Raw genomic sequence first — 24,778 nt, forward strand, 5'->3', positions numbered from 1 at the left:
CCGGCATCCCATAGATCCGCATCTAGGTGCGGACGAGTTGTCGGCGGGCACCATGAGGCGGTTCCTGTGGTGCAGGCGTTGGCCTCTCGGTACCCGATGATGCTTCTTCGTCCGATGATGATCGGTCACCCGGTGATGTGGTGTCACTTTCGCCTCCTATGGCACGCTCATACCCCGGCAAAGGTGGCGCAGTGGATTGGTACGTATGCCCGGTTGGTGTGCTGAGCTCCATGGTGTGAATCTCTCCTGAGAGCGGCTTGGTGGTCCAGCCGGGGTTTTCTTTGGTGTGGTTGCAGGCTTCGCAGAGTCCTGCGCCGTTGTGCGACGTGGTGGTGCCCCCGGAGCGCCACGGAACCACATGGTCGATGTGCCGGATGGGCGCGTCGCAGTACGGGGTGCGGCAGGTGTGGTCCCGGGCTTCAATGAAGCGCCGTAGTCGTGGCGGGAAAATCCTTGCTGTGGAGTCCATGCTGAGGAGCTCCCCCGTTCCGGGTGCCGTGTAGAGCCGCCGCAGCCAAACAGTGAGCTCATTGTTCGGCTCTGGTGCGACGTCCTGCGTGGTCGCCTGTTCCCCCTCCTCGCGGGCCGGACGTTCCTCGAGCAAGGTTTTGGCCCACTGCGCCGGGACGATTCCGTACCCCTTGAGCCGGGCTGGCTCGCTGTCGCCTTGGAACAGGGTGCGGTCCGTCATCACCAGGTCCAGATTGATCCCGGAGAACCCGTCCGGGGTTCCGGTGAGCCGCTCCACCAAGGTGTCGGCCATGACCTGGCCGCGGGAACGGGAATCGCCGTTGGAACGGGCTGAGTCCGCGGCTCGAGTCAACGCCGCGTACGCAGCCACACCCTGAGCCACCGGAAGCAATGCCGTGAGGTAGGTCATGGTGTCCGGAGCGGGTCGCAGGCTCACTGTTCGTTCGGTGGCTGCGTGACTGGCACGACGAGCCACCGAGCGGGGATCACGACGGTACGCGGCAGCCTTCGCAGCAGCGATGATTGCCCGGTCGCCCTTCCCTTCGAAGGCCCCCGCATCGGGGGCGAGTTCCTCATCCACCGCACACCGGTCCTCAACCGACAGACATGCTGTTTCCTTCACCAGCAGCGTGGCCCGCCATTCATTGAGCTGACCTGATTCCAAGGCGGCCAGTGTTCGGGGCATCTCGGTCACCACAGCCTTCGCGAAGCCCAACAACCGGGATCCCCGGTTTGGGGACTCCCGCCGCGCCAACGCCACCTGAGCACCCACACCCTGACCTTGCTCCGATGCCGGAACGCCAGCAGCGGCCTGTTCCTGTCGTTGGGCAAGATCAAAGGCCACAGCTATTCGCGCCTGCAGCCCGCTGATGGCCGACTTCATGTTCTCCAGCCCGCGGATCTGTTCGATCAGCTCGCCGCTGGAGCTACCAAGATGGACCGACCCAAGGAGTGCGATCAGGTCAGAAACCCGGGGCGCTGAATAACCAGTCAGAGGCACTGAGGCTGGGGGAGTGGAGTCGCCCGGCAGAGGTTTCGCGGCTCGATCGGGCACATCGCCTGACGGCGTCTGCGTGGCCCGAATCTTCTCCATGCCTTAACTCTTCCAGCAGGCAGTTGAGCCTGTAAGGCCCCAACTGGCCTATGTGGAAAAGCGCCCCAGTTCCGGCGCCTAAAGCAGCGCCCAAAGCAGCGCGTCCTAGCGAGGAGTTCCTGCCCTTCCGCGGTGTGTGTGTGCCGGTCAACCCGGGCTCGTCACCGGTGGGGCGGAAACCGCGGCATAACCTCAGCGCGTCACCGCCCAGCGGAAACCCCTGCACCAACTCCAGCCCCCGCCATCATGCTCCGGGCTCGAACAGTGATGGCCGCACCGAGAACCAGGGCAGCAGCAACTGCGGCGGCCACCGCCGTCGGGAATGACTCAGGTGCGTCGGCGCTGCGGCCGACGGTGATCCACACGAGGCCCCACGCGATAGCTGCCGCCAAGGCGAGCCGGCCGTGACCCTTGATGGCCAAGGCGATTCCGACGACGGCCACCACTACCAGCACAGCCACGGACCAGATTTCGGGCCTCAACCCAAAGCCCCCAAAACCGGCAGCCTTCAACGCGGCTGCAATGTTGGCGCACACGGCCACGCTGGTCCAGCCCAGGTACAACCCCAATGTCCCATCAACAACTACGGCTTCAACCCAGGAACCGGCGCGGCTCTGGCTGTAGCGGAGGAAGGCCAAAACCAGGGTCACAAGCAACGCCAGAATCACCAGCACGCTGACAAGAAGCAAGCCTGCCTGGACGGACAGGATCCACGCCGAGTTGAGGATCATGGACACGGCAACGATCCATCCGAGCGAGCGTTGCCTGGGGTTTGTCCGCTGAGAAGGCAACCACTGCCATACCGTGTAAGCCACCAGTCCGGCGTAGACCACCGACCATATGGAGAAGGCTGGCGTGGCGGGGGCAAGCAGTGTTGAGTCGGCGGCCAGGGCGCCGCCGGCTGCTTGCGCAATGGGTGTCCCGCCGAAGACTCCGACGCCGATCATGGAACCAACAATGCAGACCACCAGGCTCACGGTGACTGCGATCTGCCGCATAAGATCCGGACTTTGAGTTTTCATGTGCTGAGCCTCTTTCCTGATGGGATGTGCGGGGTCATGCATTCAGGGGGTACGTGACTTACTATCAAATTGCTAGCGGAACGAGCTTTACGCTTATCGAAGGAACAACGGATGGACACGCACGGCCACGCAAAGGGCTATTGGTACGGGAAAGACCCAGGTCAGAGGGCCGTAGCCATTGACGTGCTGAACGCCTTGCGGGATTACCGTGCCTCCGAGCAAGCGATGCGGCGCCGGACGCGGTCGTCCATGGGGATGGGTGAGAAGGACCTGTTGGCCCTCCGCTACCTGTTCGAGGCAGAGGCCGACGGAAGGGTGATGAAGCCGAAGGATCTGGGCGACAAGCTCGGGATAACGTCGGCGTCCATGACCACGCTGATCGACCGTTTGGTGGAGTCCGGCCACATCCGCCGCGAACCGCATCCCACCGATCGTCGCGCGCTGATCCTGAAGGCAACCCCGGGTTCGGACCAGGAAGTGCGTCACACCTTGGGTGGAATGCACCGCCGGATGCTGGACGCGGCGTGTGCCTTGAACCCGGATGAGTCGCAGATCGTGGTGAACTTCCTGCAGCACATGAGCGAAGCCCTGGACACCATCGACGAAGAGCCAGCGGACCCTGAGAAACCTGAGAACCCTGAAAACCCCGGGAAACCCGCGGCCTCATGACGTCAGGCTCCACTGCAGGATGAAAATGAGCGTGACCAGGAATCCCGAACCGTAGTTGAGCCAGATGAACCGCCGCCATGCCACGTTGGTGCGCGCCGCCGTCGTATCCGTCACGTTCCAATACGGCGCGCAGTTGACGATGTACGGGACGGCGATGATCGCCGCGAGCGGCCCGGGCCACGGCGTGGCCAGCATCGCCAGGCCCGCAACAAGCCAGAGTCCGACGGCGAGCCGCACCGTCCGGCGGGCACCGATGACTGTTGCTATGGAGCCGATGCCGGCCTGACGGTCGGGTTGAATGTCCTGGACGGCGCCGAAAGCATGGGCGGCCATGCCCCAGAGGAAGAACGCGGCAAGGAGGATCAGCAGTCCGGACGTCACATCGGCGTCGGCCAGCGCCAAACCCACGACGGCGGGACTGACGAAGTGCGTACTGGACGTCAGTGAGTCCAAGACAGGGCGTTCTTTGAAGCGGAGTCCCGCGACGGAGTAGGCCACCACGGCGAATGCGCTGACGGCCAGGCTGATCCATGCCGCAGGTCCGCCCGCCAATGCCAACACCAGCAGGAACGGGATGTTGGTGATCGCCGCGAGCCAGAGCATGGGCCGGTGAAGGTGCGGCTGGAGGAGCGCACCTTCGATGCCGCCCTTGCGCGGATTTTTGAGGTCCGACTCGTAGTCAAAGACGTCGTTGATGCCGTACATGGCCAGGTTGTAGGGGACCAGGAAGTAGAAGGTGCCCACGATCAGCACCCAGTCGATTTCGCGGGTGGTGAGGAGCATGGCCGCGGCAAAGGGGTAGGCGGTGTTGATCCAGCTGACCGGGCGTGATGCGAGGAGGGCCTGGGGGACGAGGCCCTTGAGGTTCGATTCGCCGCCGGGGGAAGTGGAACCGTTGCGTTTGCGCGTCAGCCACATCCACAGGCCCGGCAGCGCCACGGCACCGGCCAATGGGTAGGCAAAGTCCTCGATGGGTGCCAAGCCTATTGTGAGGCCGAGAATGTGTGAGGCGTCGTAGTGGAAGAGTTCCATGCCGATCATGATGGAGTCGAACACTGCCGTGAGCACAGCAAGGGCGGCGAACGCGAGGCCAACCGCTTTCCAGTGTTTGCGGGCTTCACCTGACCGCGTACCCTGGCGGGCAAAGATCACGCCCGCCACGACTGCTGCTGCGATGAAGACGAGCGCGAGCCACAAGTAGGTCATACGTGCTCCCGCTCTTTCTCATGGCGTTTAGCAGGGATCAGGTCAAGCAGCCGACGCGCGCCCGTGTACAGGACCATGGTGCAGAGCACCAGGAAAAGCAGGAACACGGGTTCCTCGATGGGCAGTTCCGGTGCCAGCAGCAATCCCGTGGCGATGGTTCCTTCGCCACGAAGGAAGATCCCCAGGCCGATTCCGGCCAGGTCCCAGCCGAGGAGGAACAAGACCCCGACGGCGGTGACGATTGCCGCCGCTTTTGCGTCCCACCAGAAGAACAGGCGAAAACGGTGGTCGAGCAGGAGCATGCAGGTGATGCCCAGCAGCAACGAGGCCAAGTAGAGAACTCCCATTAGCCAATCCTGCTAGCTACAGGCCTCACAGTGGTAGGGCCGGTGCTGTGATCGCCGCGGATCCGCTTCAGAACAAGTTCGGCGCTGATGAGGCACATGGGCACGCCAACGCCCGGTGCGGTGGTGGCCCCTGCGTAGTACAGGCCGCGAACACGTTTGGAGGCGTTCTGGGCCCGGAACATGGCGCTTTGCCGCAGGGTGTGTGCCGGTCCCAGCATGCCGCCGCGCCACGAGTTGTAGTCGCGTGCGAAGTCGGCCGGTCCTATGGTGTGCCGGACCACCACGCGCTCGCGGAGGTCAGGGATGTTGGCCCACTGGGCGATCTGGTCAAGGGCGGCGTCGGCTGTGCGTTCGATCAGCTCATCCCCGCTGCCGTCAGGTCCACCTGCTCCGAGGGAGGGATCGGCAGGGATGGGAACCAGGACAAACAGATTCTCGTGATCCTGCGGTGCGACGCCGGGGTCAGTGGCGCTGGGTTTGCAGACATAGATGGAGGCGGGGTCCGGAATGCGTGGATGGTCACCGTAGATTGAGGCGAAGTTGGCCTCCCAATCGCGGGTGAAGAACAAGGAGTGGTGGGGAAGGTCCGGCAAGGGACCCTTCACGCCCAACATCACCAGCACTGCGCCGGGTCCGCTGGTGCGGCTCTGCCAGTACTTCTTGTTGTAGCTCCTGTCGCGGACGCCGAGCAGCTGGGTTTCGGTGTGATGCAGGTCAGCCCCGGAGACCACTTGATCGGCAACGCTGTAATGCTCAACCCCGGCGTTGTCGCGCCACTTGACGCCGGTGACTTCCCGGCTGTCCTTGCCGGTAAACCATGCCGGAAGGTCCAGGCCGTCAAAGCGCCCCAGTTTCTTGGGGTGGGCCGCTTCGCGGGTGGTGATCTTGAGGGCTTCGGCTCCCGTGTGGATCCTGACCCCGGCGTCCAGGGCCAAGGCCTCCAAGCGTTCAACCAAGGCCCAGAAACCGCCCATCGGGTACTGCACGCCATCGCCCAGGTCCAAGGCGCTCATCAGGTGGTACATGGCCGGGGCGGCGGAAGGACTGGTACCCAGAAAAACCGCCGGATATCCCAGCACTTGGCGGAGCACCGGATGCTGGAACCGCTGGGAAACGTACTTGTCCAGCGGTGTCAGGAGTAGCTGGGCGAGCTTGGGCAGGCTTCTCACAACCTCCGGATGAAGCAGCGCCTGCAGTTTGGTGAACGGGTTGTAGAGGAAGAACCGTTCGGCCATCTCCGTGGTGTGCTGCGCCGAAGCGAGGTAGGACCGGAGTACTTTGGCGCTGCCGGGCTCAACGCTTTCGAAGGTGTCCAACACCTGCTCGCTGCCGAGGGGGATTGTCAGCGGGTCCGGCCGCCCGCCGTCGTGGTGTGGTTCGCTGAAGATGCGGTAAGCAGGACTGAGGGTGCGCAGATCCAGCTGTTCGGCGGTGCTGGTGCCGAGCAAGTTGAAGAAATGATCAAAAACGCCCGGCATGAGGTACCAGGAGGGGCCGGTGTCCCAGCGGAAGCCCTCCCTCTCGAGGCTGCCTGCACGGCCGCCCACCCGGTCGCGTTGCTCAAGGAGCTGGACCTCATGTCCTTCGTGGGCGAGGAGCGCTGCGGTGGCAAGGCCAGCGATGCCACCGCCGATCACTACTGTCCGGGTCATCGGTGCATCTCCATCCACGTTGAGGCAACGGCGCGGGCGGCGAGTCCGGCCTTCACTGCATCCGGTACACGGACCCGGGAGCGGTAGAGCTCGTCCACGGTGGTCTGTTCAATTCTGTCCGTCAGCGCCTGGAACAAGGCAGATGCACTGCGAACAGCAGCCCGGGCATCGCGGGGCAGCATGGGAATGACGGCGTTGGCATCGGCCAGCTGCGCCCGGACGGTGCTGACCCACTCCATGCGCTGGTGGTCCTCGAGATGGTCCGAGGTGCCGAGGTAGCTGCGGCCCAGGCGCGTGGTGTCGTCGGCCAGGTCCCTGAGGAAGTTGATGTTCTGGAAAGCAGCGCCCAACCTGCTGGCGCCGTACTCCAACGCCGCGGCGTCGGCGTCGTCGATTTTCTCGTCCCGCATGAAGACCCGCAGGCACATCAGCCCCACCACCTCGGCGGAACCGTGGACGTAACCGTCGTGGGCGTCGGCGTCGAAACGCAGCGGCGGTGACGTCGCGGCGCTCTGCTCGCCAAGGTCCATGCGCATGGAGTCAAAGAACGGATCAATGAGCGAGTGATCAATCCTTGCGGTGCGGGCTGTCTGGGCGAACGCGTGGATGATGAGGTCGCTGCTGTAGCCGAGCTGGACAGCCCTGTGCGTCTCGTCAATGAAGTGGGTCAGGGCGTCGCACTGCTCCTGGTAGCTCAGGCCCGCTTCGGCCGTCACGCCGTCAACGAGTTCGTCGGCCACCCGCACCAGGGCGTAGATGTTGCGGACGTGCTGGCGGTGCCTGGATCCCAGCAACCTGCAGGCCAAACCGAACGAGGTGGAGTACGCGGAGATGACTTGGTTGGCGGCACGCTCGGCCGTTCGCGTGAAATGGGTGAACGAGGTATCCGTTGCGACGCTCATGATTGCCGTCCCTCCAGCTGCCCTGCGAGGTCGAGCAACACGGTGCGCACGCTTGCCGGGATGGTGCTGGTCAGTTGATTGGTGAATGCCTGCATTTGTTCTTCGATGAGGCCCTGGACAAAAGCCTCGGCCCCGCAGCGGCTGAGATGCCGGCGGACATGCTCGCCGTCTCCGACGCTGAGCTCGGGCCTGCCAAAAAAGGCCTCAATGTCCGGCCAGGCCGTGGTGGTTCGGGCATGGGCGATGATGGCCGTCTCCTTCCCCTCACGGAGATCGGAAAAGGGATCCTTGCCGTGGCGGCGAGGATCCCCGAAGGTGGACAGGAGATCGTCCTGGAGTTGGAAGGCGAGTCCAAGGTGCCGGCCGGCTGTTGCGAGCGCATTCTCGACGGCGAAGTCGGCACCTGCCAGCGTAGCGGCGGCACGCAGGGGGAGTTCGAAGGTGTACGTCGCCGTTTTGTATCCGCACATCACCAGGATGGTCTGGAGGTCCGGGGCGATGACGCCGTCGCCAAGCCCCACATCCAGTTGCTCGCCCGCCACGGTCTCGTTAATGGTGTGTTCCAGGAGGTCCAGGAGCCGCAGGCGAAGCTCGTGGGGGAGATCTGCCCGGGCGAAGGACTGGTGCGTGGCTGCGAGGAGCATGTCGCCCATCAGGATTCCGCCGGTCTGGGCCCAATGGAGGGCGCTCCCGGCGCGGGTGCCGTCAGCGCCGGCTGTTTCACTACGGACGGTTTCGCCGGCGGTAGTGCCGGCTTCCGCCAGGAGGGAACCGATCAGGTTGGCATGCCCGCGGCGGACGAGGTCGCCATCGATCACGTCATCATGCAGGAGGAAGGCGTAGTGCAGGAGTTCGATGGCAGCGGCGATGCTGATGGCGGTTTCGCGGTGGCGGGATTCCTGACCCTGATGCAGGGCGTCATAGGTCTCCATGAGCAGGAGCGGACGAACGAATTTGCCGCCCAGGACGTTCTGGCCGGCGAGCGCCCAGAGTCTGGCGAAGTCCGGGCCGTAGGCCGTCGCTGCGCTGGCCCGCTTGCCGATCAGCCCGCTGAGTTCGTTTTCGATCGCGGTGCAGAGATCGGTCCGGCTCCGGACGGTGCTTGAGGTGATGGTCATGCTTCAGCACCGGCTTGGAGCGGCAAAGCGCCGGTCTCAAGTAGCTGTGGGAATTGCAGCCCGAGCCAGGGGCTGAAGGCGGACGGCGTGTGGTCCAGGGCGTCAGCGAGCAGCGCCGGCGAGATCCAGGCCCAGTCCGCAACTTCAGCGGGATTGGGGTTCAAGACGCCGGTGATGCGGGCTACGTAGACCGGGCAGACTTCATTTTCGACGATCCCGGTGGGGTCCACCGCCCTGTAGCGGAAGTGGGGGAGGGCCAGTTCTATCCTGATGGCGTCGACGCCGAGTTCGAACTGTGCCCGCCGTTGGACGGCGTCCTCGAATTCTTCGCCGGGGCCCGGGTGCCCGCAGAAGCTGTTGGTCCATACGCCGGGCCACGTTTTCTTCTCGGGTGAACGGCGGGTGAGGAGGACTTCCCCGGCGTCGTTGAGCAGGTAGCAGGAGAAGGCGAGATGGAGGGGAGTGTCCAGCGTGTGCACTCCTGCTTTGGGTGCCTGCCCTATGGGCGCTCCGGCGTCGTCAAGGAGGACCACCATCTCTGTCGCGTTCATGTTGCGCCTTCCTCCACACCTTGTTTGGGGTTGAACCGCTTCTGGCCGAACCACCATATTGCTAGACAAGCTAGAAGAAAGGCTACCATGTAGGAAGTTGGGTGTAACATACCCATTATGTCCAGATTAGAAGAGATACCCGAAGAAGCCGGCACCCCGGTTTCCGCCGGCATCTACCATCTGGACGCCAACGATCCCCATCAGCAACTGGTGGATCGCTCTGGCCTTTCCGGAACGGACATCGAGCAAATAAGCGACATCATGGCAGCGCTGGGAAGACTGCGCGAGGCAGAAGAACGCCTCTCGGACGCTTCCCTCAGATACATGAAGCTCAACCAATCCGACATGCGCGCACTGCACTATCTCATTGTCTGCGCCAACCACGGTGTCATTGCCACACCCGGCGCCATAGCGTCACGGCTGCACATCTCGACGGCGTCCACCACCAAGCTGCTGGACCGGCTGGAACGCGCGGGGCACGTCACGCGACATGCCCACCCATCCGACCGCCGTGCGCTCGCAATCGCCATCACCCCCGAAACGCACGAAGCCGCCATGGAGACCGTTGGCAGGCAGCAGTCAAAACGGTTCCTGGCCGCAGCACGTCTCTCTCCCGCTGAACGGGAAACGGTGAAGCGCTTTTTGGACGACATGGCGCGGGAGATCGAAGTTTCCGGTGAGGCCTGGGCGGGCTCCGGAGCTTAGCCACTGGGCACTGGTACAGGAAGGCGGCCTATACCAAGACGGCCTAGTACAGGAAGATCGGCAGCCAGTCCCTGTTGTGCGCATGAACCAGAGCGAGGAACAGCACCAGGTCGAAGAGCAGGTGCACGGACACCACGTACGTGAAAGATTTGGTCAGCTTGAACGTGTAGCCCTGCAGGAGTGCGAACGGGAACGTCAGCAGCGGACCCCACGACTGGTAGCCGATCTCCCACAGGAATGACGAGAACACCACGGCTTGCAGGAGGTTGGCCAGCCAGTCCGGAAAATGTTGGCGCAGCAGGGTGAACGTGGTGCAGATGAAGAACAGTTCATCCCAGATCCCCACAGCGTTAACGCCCAGGAAGAGCCGCCAGAAGATCTGGGGGTCGGAAGCGTCCGGCCAGTTGTGGTAGACGCCCGTCCTGATCAGGTACACCGGCAGGATGAAGTATCCGAGGGCAACCACGCCTATGAGGTACAGCTTCGCGGCCAGCGGCCACTTACGGCCGGTATTCACCGGGAATCTGATGATGTCTTCCCGGTAGAGGAACCGCGACACCAGCCAAGGCACCAGCACGGCCAAGGCCAAGGCGCCGCCCATGAGCGCCATGTGCTCGGTGCTGAGGTCAGCATTGAGGGGCACCAGGCTGAAGATGGTCATGCCTGCTGCGATCAACGCAAGGTGTCGCATCAACTGGTGGTCGATGAAGGCTGCCGTCACCACGCTTGCTACCAGCAGGCCATAGCCCAGCAGCCCGTTTCCGAACGCAAAGAGGGGCACGCCGGAGAAGGAAAGCAGTGCCGCCGGCAGCAGTTTCCAACTCAGTGCGGTCCGGGTTGATTCCATTGACGTGGATGTCACCCCTCCAGCATGTCAGGGCTTCACGTCCTGCGACACGTTTTCCCTTGTCAGGAGTCATCCCGGTGTCTCAGGTGCGCAGATTCGTCTGTAAGATTCGTGACAGGGCCCACACGATTTCGTGGGCAGGTCATGGCTGGCTTTGCCAGTGGGGGGACACACAAAGGAATAATTTATGGCTCAAGACGCGGGCTCTTCAATACCGGAAAGCGGAAACTCTCCGGAGGATGATGCTGTGGCATCGCCACCCGGCGAGGAAATGACCATGCGCGAACAAGTGCTGGACATCATCGAATCCATCCTTGCCGATAGCGATGTCCGAAGCGAAGGCGTCAGGAATAATCTTCGCGCACGGCTTGATGCACGTCCCGATGACCCCGAACGGGTTTTGTTGGAACACCTGCTGGAGACCCGCCAAGAGCCGGGCTCAGCACCCAAGGTCCCCGTACAGCGTGAAGCGGCCAGCCTGCACCTGGAGTCATCGGACGCAGCCCGCACCGTGTCCGTCCCCGTCAGCCACGAAGTCCGCGAAAGCATCCAAGCGATCCTTGCGGACAAGCTCTTGCTGACAGCCTTCCAACCGGTCCATGCGCTGCCCGGCGGCGACGTGGTGGGCGTGGAGGCCCTGACCAGATTCGTCGGTGAGGATGGGGCCGGAGCCGATGTGTGGTTCAACGAGGCCGCGGCAGCGGGGCTGGGCACGGAACTCGAAATTGCTGCCTTGCATTGCGCCCTGACGGCTGCGCACGATGTCCCGGAAAACATGTCCGTGGCGCTGAACCTTACCCCCGCGACGTCCAGCGACCCCCGCGTGCGGAACCTGTTGGCCGCTGCGGCTCTCGCCCCGGACCGGATCATTGTTGAGCTGACGGGCAGTTTGGATGCGGTGGGAGCGCAAACCGGCACCGACGGCCTGGGCCCTCTGCGCGCCTTGGGTTTGCGCCTGGCCATCAGCGCATCCGGAGCCGCCTTGGTGTCCATGGAGCGGATTGAACAACTGCGCCCGGACATCATCAAACTGGATCGGCACTTGATTGAAGGTATTGAAAGCAGCGACGGCCAGAAAACCCGGGCCAGGGCCATCGTGGAGCTCGCGCGGGAGATCGGTGCGGACATCATCGCCGAAGGCATCGAAACAGCTGCCGAACTCGACGAAGTCACTGCGCTGAAGGTCACGGCAGCGCAGGGGTACCTCTTCGGCCGCCCCTCCGTTCACCCCCTGGATTGGTCCGCCTGGAGCATCCGTGCTCAGACGGAAGCGCAGCCCGCAGGATAACCAACCGCCCGGCTTTTGGGTGACTCGCGTAAAGTGGCATGCGGGGGTTTTTCGGTCCCAAGAAAATCGGGGACTGCTGAGGCAGGGACCCACCTAGCCAGGAAGTTCTTCGTTGATGGACAGTTTTTTCAGTATGCTCGCGGATCTTCGCGATAAAACAATCCCAGCGAGGTTGGCGGCACGCATGAACTCTCCGCGGGGCCTTTTGTGGGGTTTCGTGGTGATTCACCTGGTGTTCCTGGTCTTCGCCGCCGTGCTGTCGTTGCGCGGGGAGGCCTTCAGCGACACCTTTATCTACCGTGACTGGGCGCTCGCGGGATTCAACGATGCCAACCTGACCGGCGGACCCAGCCCTTGGGTGTACCCCATCCTTGCGCTGATTCCCATGGGTTTGGCAGCAGTTGCCGGCCCAGGCCCTTTCTTCTTCCTGTGGGTCCTGCTCACCACGCTGCTGAACGGGTGGGCAGTCCTCAAACTCACCGACCGCGGGCGTCGGCAGGAAGCGATTCCCGCTGCCTGGTGGTGGCTGGTCTTCGTCTTCCTCATGGGCTGGTTGGGGTTCGCCCGCGTTGACGGGTTGACGGCCCCCATTGTCCTGGTGGCCCTTGTTTACGGCGCCACACGGCCCTTCGTCGCGTCGATCCTGCTGAGCGTCGCCACCTGGGTGAAGGTCTGGCCCGCAGCAGTCATGCTGGCCCTGTTCGCAGTTGTCAGGAAACGCCTGCACGTTGTGGCGGCAGGAATTGCGACGACGGCGGTGGTGGTTGGGCTGGCCGCGGCAGTTGGCGCCGTGCCCAAGTTGCTGAACTTCCTGACACAACAGGGAGACCGTGGCATGCAGCTCGAAGCGACCTTCACCACGCCATGGTTGTGGTTGTCTGTCCTTGGCGTCGGGGATTCCCGCATGTACATGAACACCGACATCAACTCCATGCAGGTTGACGGACCAGGTACGGCCTTCATGTCTGTGCTGATGCAGCCGCTGCTGCTCTTGGCCGCGGCCGCCGTCGCCGGTTTGACCTTCTGGGCATTGCACAAAGGAAAACTCCGTGGAGGCGTGGACCGCACGGAACTCCTCCTCGCAGGAGCCCTCACCCTGGTGACCGCCTTCATCGTTTTCAACAAGGTGGGTTCACCGCAGTTCATGGTGTGGCTGGCTCCGGCCGTGGCTGTTGGGCTTGCGCACAACTGGAAAGAGTGGCGTGTGCCGGCCACCATGCTCATAGTGATCGCGATTGCCACCTACTTTATCTACCCGCTCTTCTACGATGCGCTGAGCCACAACAACCCTTGGATGGCACTGGTCCTCACTATCCGTAACGTCCTGCTGGTGGTCCTCTTCTTCTGGTCAGCGCGTCGCTTGTATTCACTGGGCCGTAAGCCATCCGTGGTCACGGCACCTGCAGGCAAGGAGCACTAAGATTTCAGCGACGTTCTTCGACCGGCTGGTCCACATCCGCAGCCGGGTCCTGCCCCCTGCCGTCGTGGCGTGGTTCGCCCGCCCCTCCAGCGTGTGGTGGGGATTCGCCGTGGTCCACTTTTACTTCCTGTGCTGGATGGCGTCCTTCTTCCTCAACGGCAACACCTTCAGTGACACTGAGCAGTACCGCCAGTGGGCGATGGATGGCTACAACCCGGAGAACCTCAGCGGGAAAATCAGTCCGTGGGTCTACCCCGTGCTGGCCCAGATTCCCATCTTCCTGGCAGGCATTGCCGGTCCGGGTCTTTACTTGTTGATGTGGTATTTGGGGATCACCGCCCTCAACGCGTTGGGTCTTTGGTACCTGACGCGCGGGCCCCGGCGCGTCACCGGGATCGCACCTGCTTGGTGGTGGCTGTTCTTCACCGTGTTCATGGGGTATCTCAGCTTTGCCCGCGTTGAGGGCATCACGGCCCCCATCGTGCTGATCGCGTTGATCTGCGCAGCCCAAAGGCCTGTTGTTGCCTCCGTTCTGCTGAGCATCGCCACGTGGATCAAAGTGTGGCCGGCCGCAGTGCTGGCACCCATGATCATCGCGTCGAAGAACCGGCTCCAGATGCTCGCTGCCGGGGTGGGCGTCACCGCCGTCGTAGGCCTCGGAACGTACCTCGCCGGTGGCTTCAGCCACATCCTGGACTTCCTGATCAACCAGGGTGAGCGGGGCATGCAACTGGAAGCCACTTTCTCCACGCCCTGGGTGTGGCTCAGTGTCTTCAACATTGCCGGATCCAAAATGGCGGACAATACGGCCATCAACTCCACGGAGGTCTACGGGCCCGGTGCCGAAGTTGCCGCGTTCCTGATGCAGCCATTGCTGATAGTTGCCGCGATCGCGGCCGCCATCCTCCTGATCCGTGCACTGCGGCGCGGAGCGGAGCGCGAGGAACTGTTCCTCGAGGGCGCCCTGATGATGACTACCGCGTTCATCGTGTTCAACAAGGTGGGCTCGCCGCAATTCATCATCTGGCTGGCCCCTGTGATCATTGCCGGACTGACACACGATTGGAACCGTTGGAAGGTGCCCGCCGCCTTGCTGATGGCCATTGCCATGACCACGTTCGTGATCTATCCGCTGTTCTACACCCCGCTCATTCACGCCCACCCGGTCATGGCTGCGGTGCTGACCACCCGGAATGTCCTGCTGGTGGTACTGCTGTGGTGGTCGGTGCAGCGGACCGTCGAACTGGGGCGCCGGGTCAACCCCGACGATGCCCCGGTGGTTCCGAAAGCGCTCTAGCGGGCCAGGTCGCTCTAACGGATAGTCGGAGGGCGGTGGAGCAGGCGGCGGTCAGTCTGCCCCACCCAGCGCGATAACTTGCCCTGGACCAGCAGCCTGCGGGTATGAATGTCCAGGAACACCAGGTAGAACGCGAACAGCAGCGCAATGGCGAAAGCCAACGAGGACAGGTCCACAGAGACCTCCACGAAGGACCACACTGATAGTTGGTCCTGCGCGCCGAAGACCACAAAGAACGTCACGCCCACGTAGAGGCACCGCATCTGCCAGTCGTCCCTGATCCCCGTGACGGCCAGGAACGGGACGAACCACAGGATGTACCAGGGCTGAATGATGGGGGAGAGCAGCACGATCGCCGCGAAGGCAAGGGCCATTCGCCGCACCACCCGCGAGTGGTCTCCGCGGAACATCAGCACCAGGACCAAGGCCACGGCGCCCCACTTCATGGCGGCCCGCAGGATGTCCGCCATGGCATTGCCGGGCAGCCCCAAGGCGTTGCCCAGGAACTCAATCTGCTGGCCAATGAAGCCCGACGGGGAGTAGCCCGTGAAACCGGGGGTGGGATCCGTGATGGCCCACGCCCAGCCCAGTCCCAGACCGTAAGGGATACCGCTGACCACCAGGATGGCGAAGCTGATGCTTGCCGTTGCTGCCCAGATTCCGAACTTACGCGGCCAGGAGGCCCCGGCGCCTGCCCACATCAGACCAATGAAGGGCAGCAACAAAACGGTGGCCGGTTTGATCCCGATGGACAGTGTCACCAGCAGGATGCCCAGGAGCGGCCGCTTGGTGGCCGCGAAGTAGGTTCCCGCTACGGCGAAGCCCACCATGATGGCGTCGTTGTGGGCGCTGGCCACGAAGCTGATGAGGAAGAGCGGATTGGCCACCGCGATCCAGAGCGCGCGGGCACCGTTGATGCCGTGCAGCTCCGCGAGCTTGGGTACGTAAATAACGCACAACAGCACCCCGCCCGCGGCCAGTAGCCGGAACAGCAGGACTGATACGTCCGGCTGGGCGCCCGTGATGGCAACCACGGCGTGGGCCATCCACAAGAAGTAGGGCCCGTACGGAGTACGGGCTTCCGCCCACGCCGGGTCTGCACCCAAGGCGAACCAGTTGTTCAAAGCCGAGATGCCGACGTCGTAAGGGTCCTGGCCTTCCATCATCAGCCGGCCCTGGCCTATATAGGCGTAGACGTCACGCGAATAGACGGGCACAGCGAACAGCAGGGGAAGAGACCAGGCTCCGATCGCAGCGACAATCGGTTTGAGGGAGTTCCCCTCCCAGCTGCCCATCCGTTGGCCCAAACGCAGCCAGGAACGCACCAGCAACATGGCACCCACGGTCAAGAGGACAGCGGAGACCGTGACGCCCCAGCCCTCGGTGCGCAGGGCAATGACTATGGGATGGCGGATCATGGGGGATCCGTTGGCGATCCAGCCGATGCCAATAGACCCGGCAAACATGAACAAGGAGCCAAGGAACCCCTGCAAAATAGCGGGATAGGCAACGGGCTTTGTTGCCGGTGTTGTTGGTTTCGGGGACTTGGTAGCAGTGGAGGAAGACGGGCTTGCTGCTGCTGAGGTCTCTGGAAGTGGACTGGGGGTACTGCCTGCCGTCATGACTGGTCGGTTCCCCCACTCACGGTATGGCGCTTCCAAGAAATGAAACGCGGATTGAAGCCGAAGAGCTTGTACTTGCGGCAAGTGAAATTTTAGCGTCGATCCAGCCAACACCACCACAGGCGCGGCAAAGGGTGACGGACTCCATAGCCATCCATCGTTATGCCGCGGGATATTCCCCGCAGTTCATGACGGATTCGGGATGCCCCCAGGGTCCCGGCCAACATATGCCCCTGGGGGCATACTAGCGCCGAACACGGGGCCGGGCTCCGGCCGCTTGGCGTGCCGTCCGTCGTCGGCGTTTCGCTGCGTCAAGCGGCGCACCACCCACGGAAAAAGATGTTCCCGGGCCCAGATCATGTCGCCCGCACGTGCCTCCCGCCAGTTCCGCTCGGGCAGGGCCTTCGGGGTCAACGGTTCCAGCGAGTGTGGGACGTTGAGTGCATCGAGCACCATGATGGCAATGGTGTGCTGGCCAAGCGGGGAAAAATGAAGCCGGTCCGCGCTCCACATTCGGTGGTCCGTGAGTTGGCGCAACGCCCAGAGATCGGCGATCAGGGCATCATGCCGGGCCGCAATGACGCGCATGTTTTCGTTGAAGATGGCCACCTTGCCGCGGGCCAGCCCCAGCACCGGGGTAGCGCCAAAGTCCGGCCCTGCAAAGAGCAGGACGGTCGCACCGGTAGCGGCCAACCGTTCCACACCCGCGTCCAGTTCGAGGGCAAGTTTGTCCGGATCACTCCTGTGGAAGAGGATGTCGTTTCCGCCGGCGTTAAGAGTGATCAGATCAGGGCGCAGTTCGATTGCCGGGCCCACCTGTTCGTCGAGTATTTGGTGGAGCAGCCGTCCACTGATGGCCAGGTTGGCGTACGCGAAATCTTCGTGAGCAGTGCTCAATTCTTCAGCTACCCGGTCCGCCCAACCGCGGAGACCTCCCGGGCTCCGCGGTTCAGGATCCCCCAAACCTTCCGTGAACGAATCGCCCAAAGCCACATAACGGCTCCACGGGTGCAGGCCGGCTCCGAAGCGACCGGAACCGTCCCTCGCTGAGCCATCCGCAGAGTAGGCGTTCATCTCCCCATAGTGCGCTGAGGGAACCTTCTGCGCCATGGGTGGCCCCCTGAATCCGCGTCTGACAAGCTCAGCCGAACAGGACGGCGGCTTCGTCATACCGGCGCTGGGGGACCACTTTGAGTTTCCCGAGGGCCTCCTGGAAGTCCACCTGCTCAATATCCGTTCCCTTCAGCCCCACCATGGTGCCCCAACGGCCCTCCGCCACCGAGTGGACAGCGGCCATGCCCAGACGGGTCGCAAGAACCCGGTCGTAGGCAGTGGGCACACCTCCGCGCTGCACATGGCCAAGGATGGTGGTCCGGGTTTCGATGCCGGTCCGGGCCTCCAGCTCTGGTGCCAACTGGTCTGCTATGCCACCCATTCTGGGTCGGCCGAAGGTGTCAAGACCGCGCTCGGAGTGCGGGGAGTCCATGTGCTCCGGAACGAAGCCCTCAGCCACAACAACAAGCGGTGCGCGCCCGCGGGCGTGAGCCTCCTTCACCCATTGGGCGACCTGCTCAATACTGACCTTCTGCTCGGGAATCAGGATGGCGTGGGCACCGGCTGCCATTCCGGCATGCAAGGCGATCCATCCGACGTGGCGTCCCATCACCTCTGCAATCATGCAGCGGTGGTGGGATTCGCCGGTGGTCCTGAGGCGGTCGATCGCCTCGGTCGCGATGTGGACGGCCGTGTCGAAGCCGAAACTGTAGTCCGTAGCGTCGAGGTCGTTGTCCACTGTCTTGGGCACGCCCACAATTTTGAGCCCGGCATCAGTGAGGCGCTTAGCGGCCGCAAGGGTGCCTTCGCCGCCGATGGCGATGATCGCATCAATCCCCAGACGATCCAGGTTGTCCTTGATGACGTCCGGGCCGCCACCATTCTCAAAAGGGTTGGTGCGCGAGGTACCCAGAATGGTGCCGCCCTGCTTGGCAATACCGCGCACCATGGTGCGCGGTATATCCATGACATCGCCTTGGACAACCCCGCGCCAACCATCGCGGAATCCGACGAATTCATGGCCTTTGATGGCGATGCCCTTCAGAACCGCGCCGCGGATGACGGCGTTGAGGCCGGGGCAATCTCCGCCACTGGTAAGGATTCCAATTTTCATGCTCAGCTCGCTTTGTTAGGCCTGGAAATGAAGGTCAGGAACCCACGGCAGCAAGCACCGACATGGCTTCCTCAACCACATTTGCTGCCGGGAACGACGGACGGTTCACACCGGCCATCTCCTCCATCACACGGACCACCTGGCAGCTATAGCCAAACTCGTTGTCGTACCAGACGTACAGGACGAGGTTTTTGCCGTTGGAAATGGTGGCGAGGCCGTCAACGATTCCGGTGTGCCGGGAGCCCACAAAATCGGTGGAAACCACCTCCGGCGAATCCATGTAATCGATCTGCTGCCGCAGCACCGAGTGCAGCGCCGTCTCCCGCAGATAAGTATTGACCTCATCCTTGGTGGTGCCGTTCTTCAAGTTCAGGTTCAAGATGGCCATCGAGACATCCGGGGTGGGCACACGGATGGAGCTGCCGGTGAGCTTTCCCTCCAACTCAGGCAGTGCCTTGGCCACAGCCTTGGCGGCGCCGGTCTCCGTGATCACCATGTTCAGGGCAGCGGACCTGCCCCGGCGGTCACCCTTGTGGAAGTTGTCGATCAGGTTCTGGTCGTTAGTGAACGAGTGCACCGTTTCCACGTGGCCGTGAATAATGCCGAACTTGTCGTTGATGGCTTGCAGGACGGGTGAGATCGCATTCGTTGTACAGGAAGCCGCGGTCACTATCTTGTCTGCCTCGCTGATGCTGTTGTGGTTAATGCCATGAACAATGTTCTTCAAGTCACCCTTGCCGGGGGCAGTCAGCAAAACACGGGCCGCACCCTTGCTCAGGAGATGCTGAGAAAGGCCTTCGGCGTCCCGCCAGCGGCCGGTGTTGTCAACAATCAGGGCATCCTTGATTCCGAATGCGGTGTAGTCGATCGTGGCGGGGTTGTCCGAATAGATGACCTGGATCCGTACACCATTCGCAGTGATCGTGTTGGTTGCGTCGTCCACCTTGATGGACCCTTCAAAGGGCCCGTGTACTGAGTCGCGCCGCAGCAGGCTGGCGCGCTTGGTGAGATCGTGGTCCGCACCCTTGCGGACCACGATCGCACGAAGCCGCAGCCCGTGGCCCCCACCTGCTTGTTCCACGAGAAGACGGGTCAGCAGGCGGCCGATCCGGCCAAAACCATAAAGCACGACGTCGGTGCTGCCGCCGTAACCGCTCATGCCCTTGCCCACCACTTCGGCCAGTTCAGAACGAAGGAAGTCCTCAAGGTCGGTTCCGTTGCCCTCTTCCTTGTACTTCTGGTTCAGGCGGGCGATGTCTATCGTGGCCGAACCGAGCTGGAGCTTTGTCAAGGTCTCCAGCAGCGGCGCCGTCTCGTCCAAGAGCAGCTCTTCCTTGCTGATCCGGCGGGCGAAGCGGTGGGCCTTGAGGATGCTCATGGTGGACTTGTTGACCAGGCTGCGTCCATGGATGGTGGTCACCACGTTGTTTTCGCGGTAGAGCCGGCCGATCACCGGAATCATGGCTTCTGCCAGGGCCTCCCGGCCCATCCACTCAGCAAGATACGGATCTGAGGTTTGCATGGAGCTACCTTTCCAGTGGAGGGGCGGGTCAGTTCAGCGGCCTTCCGGGACGATCCAGAGGCTACCCATCCATCGTCGTTCCGTGGCCAAGGATGCGAAACGCTAATTCAGGATGGTTATCACCACCCTTTCGGGTGGGCGGGATGACATCCAGGGAACTGGCCTTCACGTCCGCGCGCTTCCCAGTCCGAAAGGGTAGTTCCAACCATCCAAAAACAGCGTTACCCCTGCCCTTCCTCTTAGGGACGATGGATGAGGAACCTCACTTCTTACTGAAAGGCCACACCATCATGAAACTTCAGGTTGCTATTGATTTGCTCACTACCGAGGCTGCTCTTGAGTTGGCTGGTCAGGTTGCGGAGTACGTTGACATCATTGAGCTCGGTACCCCGTTGATCAAGGCTGAGGGTCTTTCGGTGATTACGGCGGTGAAGAATGCTCATCCGGACAAGATTGTTTTTGCTGATTTGAAGACCATGGATGCTGGTGAGCTTGAGGCTGATATTGCGTTCAAGGCCGGTGCTGATCTGGTGACGGTGCTCGGTGCTGCTGATGATTCCACTATTGCTGGTGCTGTGAAGGCTGCGAAGGCTCACAACAAGGGTGTTGTGGTTGATCTGATTGGTGTTGCGGATAAGGTTTCCCGGGCCAAGGAGGTTCGTGCTCTGGGTGCGAAGTTCGTGGAGATGCATGCTGGTTTGGATGAGCAGGCCAAGCCGGGCTTTGATCTTAATGGTTTGCTTCGTGCCGGTGCTGAGGCCCGTGTTCCGTTCTCGGTTGCCGGTGGCGTGAAGCTTGCCACGATTGGTGATGTTCAGAATGCTGGTGCTGATGTGGCTGTTGCTGGTGGCGCTATTTATGGTGCCGAGGATCCTGCGCTGGCCGCCAAGGCCCTCCGCAACGCCATCGTCTAGTTCTTTCCACAGACCGTGGCGTCCCGCCATCTACAGGGGTTGCGGGACGTCACACTTACGGCTGCGGGCCCTGGAATCTCAGGGCCCGCAGCCGTTCATTGTGTCCGGGGCAGACCCGCGGCTCCCTCCACGAACTTTGCGGGAGGACGAATTATGACCACAACGAAGAGGGGCGCCGAGCATGACTAAGCGGCTGATTGACGGATACGACGGAGTCCTCGCGGACCTTGACGGTGTGGTTTACACCGGACCACGGGCTATCGACGGGGCCACCGAAGCTCTCGAGAGGCTGGCCAAGGAAGGCAAGCGCCTGGCGTACGTGACCAACAATGCATCCCGTTCATCCGAGCAGGTTGCTGCCCACCTTCGTGAGTTGGGCGCTCCAGCCATAGCGGAACAGGTGTTCGGGTCAGCGCTGGCTGGTGCAGAACTCCTGGCCGGGCAGGTTGCGGAAGGCTCAACAGTACTGGTGGTGGGGAGCGAGGCCCTCGCGAATGCCGTGAGGGCACAGGGGCTCGTAGCGGTCCACTCTGCTGCCCACCCACCGGATGCCGTCATAGACGCCGTCATCCAAGGGTTCTCACCCGAACTGGGGTGGAAAGATCTGGCAGAAGCCGCCTACGCCGTGGGCGCGGGCGCAGTATGGGTAGCCACGAACACCGACATGTCACTTCCCCAAGAGCGCGGTTTCGCGCCCGGGAACGGAACTTTCGTGGCCGCGGTGGCGGCAGCGACTTCGAAGACGCCCTTAGTTGCAGGCAAGCCCGGGGCCGCCCTTTTTGAAACTGCGGCCCGTCATTCGGCTCTTGCCCGGCCCCTTGTGGTGGGTGACCGGCTGGACACGGACATTCTCGGCGGAAACCGGGCAGAAATGGATACAGTACTCGTCCTGACAGGCGTGGACTCGGTGCATTCTGCCCTGGCGGCGCACGTCGATCAGAGGCCGGACTTTTTGATTGGCTCCCTCGCGGAACTGTACGAGGAGTACCCCACGATAAAACCCGACGGCGTCTCCTACTCGTGCGGTGAGGCCGTTGCCACCGCCACCGCCACCATGGTGACGGTCAGCGGACGTGAGGACCATCTCGATAGCTGGCGGGCCGCGTGTGCCGCCTGGTGGGCAATGCACCCCAAGGTCACACCCTCGGCCGCCCCCGAAGTCAGCTTCACCGTGGCTCTTTCCTTCACAGTGGATGAGTAGACGTCCCTCACTGCGGCTCGCTGGACCATGGCCCGCTAAATCACAGCACCTCCCCGGAGGAAGGGCAGGTTTCGACCTGCTCTGTCTAAGCGACGAAGGTGGCGAACATGAGGGCCATGACGGTGGCCCCTGCGGCTTCGAGCACATGATTAACGCGGGCACTGTGCCCTGTGATTTGAAGGCGCTCTGTGGCCTGATGGGCGGGCCGCTGGCGGCGACGCAGGAGCAGGGCCAGGAAGATGACTGCGGCGGTTCCGAATGCCACGGTGAGGGCAACGGCCAAGGCAATCGTGTGCTGGGAAGCTGTGGCAGGGCCGAGTGCTGCACTGCTGGCGTGGTGCCCGTGGCTGCTCATTCCAGACCCTGCCTTGGCGGAGTCGGATGGTGCCAGAGGGGCTACGGCGGGGATGGCCATCATAGCGATCATGAGAGCTGCCGCGGCCATGGTGAGGCCGTGATAGAGGCATTTAATACGCTCCCCGGTACCAGCACAGAAGGTTCTGAACTGGGGGCGGGCCACGGCCTGAATGATGAACCAGAGGGCGGCGGACGCGAGGATGGCGATCTGAAGCAGGGTGGATGAGACGGCGGCATCCCAGAGCATGGCCGCCATGAGGGTATGCATCAGGGCATGGAGACTGTTATTGATGCGCCCGGTGATGCGTCGGGACCGGATGGCCTGCAGGGCGTAATGGATACCCCCGGCCACGAGAACCAAGGTCAGGGTCCAGGTTAGTGCTGGGGTATTGAACACGTGGATCACGCTCTCACTGGTGAGGATAGACGGTGCATGGATGGCCAGGCGCCCGGATACTCGGGACGGGTGCTCCGGGTGCACGGTTTGGGGGCAGATGGATTCGGTCCCCGGTACGGCTTTGAGCAGCACCAGGGACCGAAGTCTGGTCAGGTTCCCGGTGCCGCTGGAGGCCGCACCGGGAACCTGTTGCCGGGCTGGTCTTAATAGGCCCGGCTCTGTCATGAAGTTGTTCGTGCTTATGGGTTGGTGGTGTGGCAGCAGGTGTCGTTGGTGGTGGTTGGTGTGGTTCCGGTGGGGAGGTTGAGGGTGGGGTTTTGGTTGAAGAAGCCGTGGGGTTCGAGGATGAAGCCGATGTTTTGGTCACCCGCCCGGTGGCCGGGCACATGCTCGCCAACTACGACGGCGTGCTGAAGATCGACGGCGAAATGGGCAACAAGAAGACCTACGATCCCCGCGTGTGGGGTGCTTCGGCCGAAGCCGGCATGGCTGCGCGCATCGTCGAGGCCGCCCAGCAGCTCGGATCGGTCGGCAAATCGGCGTAACTGGCGCCCAGACGTTCCCACCCAAAAAGATAGCTTAAAACACTCCAAACTGGGGGTATTGGCTTCGCGGGAATGACAGGACGATGGATACAAGCCGCGGGTCCTCCGCTTACCGGGCCGCCCCGGGACTTCTACCGGCGGCAACATCAGAAAGGTGCTCCACATGACTTTGACTTTCCAGCCCCAAGAACTCTTCGAGCGTGACCTGGACAAGTCCCTCCTGGGCCAGCCCTTTGCCGACGTGCTCGGGGACGAGATTCGCGTGCGGATGGCTGTTCCCTTTATCAGCGACGATCAACGCATCCTCTCGGGCGTCTGGGAGGCCGAGCCGGGACTGTCGCGTTGGGAATTCCTGGAACGCGGTGAAGCGATCCACGTCCTCGAGGGCCGCATGGTTGTCACCCGGGATGGCGGCGAACCCGTCACGGTAGAGGCCGGAAACGCTGCAATTTTTCCCATTGGCTGGCAAGGAACCTGGGAAATCCAGGAGCGCATCCGCAAGTTCTTCGTGATCTTCAACGCCTGAGCTATTTACCCGGACCTATTAACCGCGTTCAACCAGGCCCATCAAGCGCTGCATCTGCTCCCCGGCGTCGCTCCCCGGCGCCGGGGTGTAGACCACGATGTGCAGGTCCGGCCTGTCCGAAGGTGAGACCTGGTGATGTTCCATGTGCAGCACGCCAACTGCGGGGTGGTGAAACTGTCGTTCGCGGGATTCGAAGCCCAGGATGTCGTACCGGTCCCAGCTTTCCTGGAATTCGGGGCTGGCATCCTTGAGTCGCTCCACCTGATACTCAACATCGGGGTCGCCCAAGCGCTGCCCGGTTTCAGCCCGGAATTCAGCCAGGAATCGCTTGCTGGTGACGTCCCAATCCGGGAGAAGGTTGCGGATGAAGGGGTCGGTGAACACCAGCCACAGCAGGTTCCGGTCGGCGGCGTCGAACGTTCCAATGTTGGGGTACAGCGCCTCGTAGGACCGATTCCAGCCGGCGATGCCCCAATCCGGGGACAAGGCGTAGGAGGGATTGGGGTCCAGAGCGTCCAGGAGTCGCTGCACATGTGCAGGAGCGTCGGCCGCCACGGGACCCTTGGGCGGAGCTGCTGAATAGCCGCCCAAGGACAGCACGTAGCTCAGCCCGGTGTCCGAAAGATGCAGGGCACGCGCAATGGATTCAAGGACCTGCCGTGAGGGACTGATATCCCGGCCTTGCTCCAACCAGGTGTACCAGGTGACACTCACGCCGGACAGGAAGGCGATCTCTTCCCGGCGCAGGCCGCGTTCCCGGGACCTGCCCACCGGGGGGAGCCCGTAATCGGAACGCAGGGCCTGGGTCCGGCGCGTCCTGAGGAACAGTCCCAGTTCTTTGCGCCTCTCATCTTTCACGAGCTCAACACTATTACTCTGGTACTTTCAGTACTAGTAGCAGCACCGTCTTCCGCCATGTGACGAACGACAGCAGGATGG

23 protein-coding genes and 1 pseudogene are annotated in these 24,778 nt (G+C 62.6%); 9 read left to right on the top strand and 15 right to left on the bottom strand.

Features of this window, described 5'->3' with window-relative positions; translation table 11 throughout:
* Nucleotides 1–22: 22 nt before the first annotated feature.
* Both AR689_RS14125 and AR689_RS14130 read right to left on the bottom strand, forming a co-directional pair.
* Nucleotides 23–1,564: an HNH endonuclease gene (locus AR689_RS14125; RefSeq protein ID WP_082697978.1), complete on the bottom strand. Its 1,542-nt coding sequence runs from the start codon at nucleotides 1,562–1,564 to the stop codon at nucleotides 23–25.
* Between the two features lie 200 nt (nucleotides 1,565–1,764).
* A complete protein-coding gene (locus AR689_RS14130; RefSeq protein ID WP_062071138.1) occupies nucleotides 1,765–2,586 on the bottom strand; it encodes a TspO-related membrane protein in 822 nt (273 codons plus the stop codon).
* 111 nt (nucleotides 2,587–2,697) lie between these two features.
* Here AR689_RS14130 and AR689_RS14135 point away from each other — a divergent pair, with 111 nt between their 5' ends.
* Nucleotides 2,698–3,255, top strand: a complete 558-nt coding sequence (locus tag AR689_RS14135) for a MarR family winged helix-turn-helix transcriptional regulator (protein WP_197412885.1) — start codon at nucleotides 2,698–2,700, stop codon at nucleotides 3,253–3,255.
* Here the strand turns inward: AR689_RS14135 and AR689_RS14140 are convergent.
* The 6 genes from AR689_RS14140 to idi are packed head-to-tail and all read right to left on the bottom strand — an operon-like array spanning nucleotide 3,250 to nucleotide 9,031.
* The gene (locus AR689_RS14140) at nucleotides 3,250–4,461 is read right to left on the bottom strand and encodes a prenyltransferase (protein WP_062071141.1); all 1,212 of its coding nucleotides are present in this window, start codon (nucleotides 4,459–4,461) and stop codon (nucleotides 3,250–3,252) included. The two genes, AR689_RS14135 and AR689_RS14140, sit on opposite strands and share 6 nt — an antisense overlap.
* On the bottom strand, nucleotides 4,458–4,808 hold the full coding sequence (locus AR689_RS14145; protein WP_062071143.1) for a lycopene cyclase domain-containing protein: 351 nt from the start codon (nucleotides 4,806–4,808) through the stop codon (nucleotides 4,458–4,460). The genes AR689_RS14140 and AR689_RS14145 overlap by 4 nt, the downstream gene beginning before the upstream one ends.
* On the bottom strand, nucleotides 4,808–6,460 hold the full coding sequence (crtI, locus tag AR689_RS14150; RefSeq protein ID WP_062071145.1) for a phytoene desaturase family protein: 1,653 nt from the start codon (nucleotides 6,458–6,460) through the stop codon (nucleotides 4,808–4,810). The genes AR689_RS14145 and crtI overlap by 1 nt, the downstream gene beginning before the upstream one ends.
* Entirely contained in the window at nucleotides 6,457–7,362 is a 906-nt protein-coding gene (locus tag AR689_RS14155; RefSeq protein WP_062071147.1) for a phytoene/squalene synthase family protein, read from the bottom strand. The genes crtI and AR689_RS14155 overlap by 4 nt, the downstream gene beginning before the upstream one ends.
* Nucleotides 7,359–8,480: a polyprenyl synthetase family protein gene (locus AR689_RS14160; RefSeq protein ID WP_062071149.1), complete on the bottom strand. Its 1,122-nt coding sequence runs from the start codon at nucleotides 8,478–8,480 to the stop codon at nucleotides 7,359–7,361. Before AR689_RS14160 ends, AR689_RS14155 begins: the two co-directional genes overlap by 4 nt.
* Nucleotides 8,477–9,031: an isopentenyl-diphosphate Delta-isomerase gene (idi, locus tag AR689_RS14165; RefSeq protein ID WP_062071151.1), complete on the bottom strand. Its 555-nt coding sequence runs from the start codon at nucleotides 9,029–9,031 to the stop codon at nucleotides 8,477–8,479. Before idi ends, AR689_RS14160 begins: the two co-directional genes overlap by 4 nt.
* A gap of 117 nt (nucleotides 9,032–9,148) precedes the next feature.
* Here idi and AR689_RS14170 point away from each other — a divergent pair, with 117 nt between their 5' ends.
* On the top strand, nucleotides 9,149–9,736 hold the full coding sequence (locus tag AR689_RS14170) for a MarR family winged helix-turn-helix transcriptional regulator (RefSeq protein ID WP_062071152.1): 588 nt from the start codon (nucleotides 9,149–9,151) through the stop codon (nucleotides 9,734–9,736).
* Nucleotides 9,737–9,779: 43 nt separating this feature from the next.
* On the opposite strand, the gene AR689_RS14175 is transcribed toward AR689_RS14170, so the two are convergent.
* Entirely contained in the window at nucleotides 9,780–10,598 is an 819-nt protein-coding gene (locus tag AR689_RS14175) for a CPBP family intramembrane glutamic endopeptidase (protein ID WP_082697980.1), read from the bottom strand.
* Between the two features lie 232 nt (nucleotides 10,599–10,830).
* On the opposite strand from AR689_RS14175, the gene AR689_RS14180 reads away from it, so the two are divergent.
* From AR689_RS14180 to AR689_RS14190, 3 genes are all read left to right on the top strand, one after another.
* Nucleotides 10,831–11,871 carry an EAL domain-containing protein gene (locus tag AR689_RS14180; RefSeq protein ID WP_231745525.1) on the top strand — a complete coding sequence of 347 codons (1,041 nt, stop codon included), beginning with the start codon at nucleotides 10,831–10,833 and terminating at the stop codon, nucleotides 11,869–11,871.
* 115 nt (nucleotides 11,872–11,986) lie between these two features.
* Nucleotides 11,987–13,291, top strand: coding sequence for a glycosyltransferase family 87 protein (locus AR689_RS14185; RefSeq protein ID WP_062071158.1), 1,305 nt, complete (start codon nucleotides 11,987–11,989; stop codon nucleotides 13,289–13,291).
* A gap of 109 nt (nucleotides 13,292–13,400) precedes the next feature.
* Nucleotides 13,401–14,588 carry a glycosyltransferase 87 family protein gene (locus AR689_RS14190; RefSeq protein WP_231745526.1) on the top strand — a complete coding sequence of 396 codons (1,188 nt, stop codon included), beginning with the start codon at nucleotides 13,401–13,403 and terminating at the stop codon, nucleotides 14,586–14,588.
* Nucleotides 14,589–14,602: 14 nt separating this feature from the next.
* On the opposite strand, the gene mptB is transcribed toward AR689_RS14190, so the two are convergent.
* From mptB to AR689_RS14210, 4 genes are all read right to left on the bottom strand, one after another.
* Nucleotides 14,603–16,210, bottom strand: coding sequence for a polyprenol phosphomannose-dependent alpha 1,6 mannosyltransferase MptB (gene mptB / locus AR689_RS14195; protein WP_062071162.1), 1,608 nt, complete (start codon nucleotides 16,208–16,210; stop codon nucleotides 14,603–14,605).
* A 186-nt stretch (nucleotides 16,211–16,396) separates the two neighbouring features.
* Entirely contained in the window at nucleotides 16,397–17,284 is an 888-nt protein-coding gene (locus AR689_RS14200; protein WP_062073801.1) for an SGNH/GDSL hydrolase family protein, read from the bottom strand.
* Between the two features lie 67 nt (nucleotides 17,285–17,351).
* Nucleotides 17,352–18,377 carry an ATP-dependent 6-phosphofructokinase gene (locus AR689_RS14205; RefSeq protein WP_062071164.1) on the bottom strand — a complete coding sequence of 342 codons (1,026 nt, stop codon included), beginning with the start codon at nucleotides 18,375–18,377 and terminating at the stop codon, nucleotides 17,352–17,354.
* Nucleotides 18,378–18,411: 34 nt separating this feature from the next.
* Nucleotides 18,412–19,899, bottom strand: a complete 1,488-nt coding sequence (locus tag AR689_RS14210; RefSeq protein WP_082697982.1) for a glyceraldehyde-3-phosphate dehydrogenase — start codon at nucleotides 19,897–19,899, stop codon at nucleotides 18,412–18,414.
* A gap of 290 nt (nucleotides 19,900–20,189) precedes the next feature.
* Here AR689_RS14210 and hxlA point away from each other — a divergent pair, with 290 nt between their 5' ends.
* Nucleotides 20,190–20,813: a 3-hexulose-6-phosphate synthase gene (gene hxlA, locus AR689_RS14215; RefSeq protein ID WP_062073803.1), complete on the top strand. Its 624-nt coding sequence runs from the start codon at nucleotides 20,190–20,192 to the stop codon at nucleotides 20,811–20,813.
* A gap of 181 nt (nucleotides 20,814–20,994) precedes the next feature.
* Nucleotides 20,995–22,014, top strand: a complete 1,020-nt coding sequence (locus tag AR689_RS14220) for an HAD-IIA family hydrolase (RefSeq protein ID WP_062071166.1) — start codon at nucleotides 20,995–20,997, stop codon at nucleotides 22,012–22,014.
* A gap of 85 nt (nucleotides 22,015–22,099) precedes the next feature.
* Here AR689_RS14220 and AR689_RS14225 read toward each other — a convergent pair whose 3' ends face one another.
* The gene (locus tag AR689_RS14225) at nucleotides 22,100–22,993 is read right to left on the bottom strand and encodes a DUF5134 domain-containing protein (protein ID WP_082697984.1); all 894 of its coding nucleotides are present in this window, start codon (nucleotides 22,991–22,993) and stop codon (nucleotides 22,100–22,102) included.
* Between the two features lie 137 nt (nucleotides 22,994–23,130).
* On the opposite strand from AR689_RS14225, the pseudogene AR689_RS22775 reads away from it, so the two are divergent.
* Together AR689_RS22775 and AR689_RS14235 are read left to right on the top strand one after the other, a co-directional pair.
* Nucleotides 23,131–23,313, top strand: a pseudogene (locus AR689_RS22775) (class II fructose-bisphosphate aldolase); the annotation flags it as partial.
* Nucleotides 23,314–23,476: 163 nt separating this feature from the next.
* The gene (locus tag AR689_RS14235; protein ID WP_062071171.1) at nucleotides 23,477–23,839 is read left to right on the top strand and encodes a cupin domain-containing protein; all 363 of its coding nucleotides are present in this window, start codon (nucleotides 23,477–23,479) and stop codon (nucleotides 23,837–23,839) included.
* Between the two features lie 18 nt (nucleotides 23,840–23,857).
* Here the strand turns inward: AR689_RS14235 and AR689_RS14240 are convergent, their stop codons facing one another.
* Nucleotides 23,858–24,697, bottom strand: a complete 840-nt coding sequence (locus tag AR689_RS14240) for a helix-turn-helix transcriptional regulator (RefSeq protein WP_062071173.1) — start codon at nucleotides 24,695–24,697, stop codon at nucleotides 23,858–23,860.
* Nucleotides 24,698–24,778: the final 81 nt, after the last annotated feature.

Origin of the sequence: Arthrobacter sp. EpRS71, from assembly GCF_001512285.1 — a bacterium.
Taxonomy (GTDB): domain Bacteria; phylum Actinomycetota; class Actinomycetes; order Actinomycetales; family Micrococcaceae; genus Arthrobacter.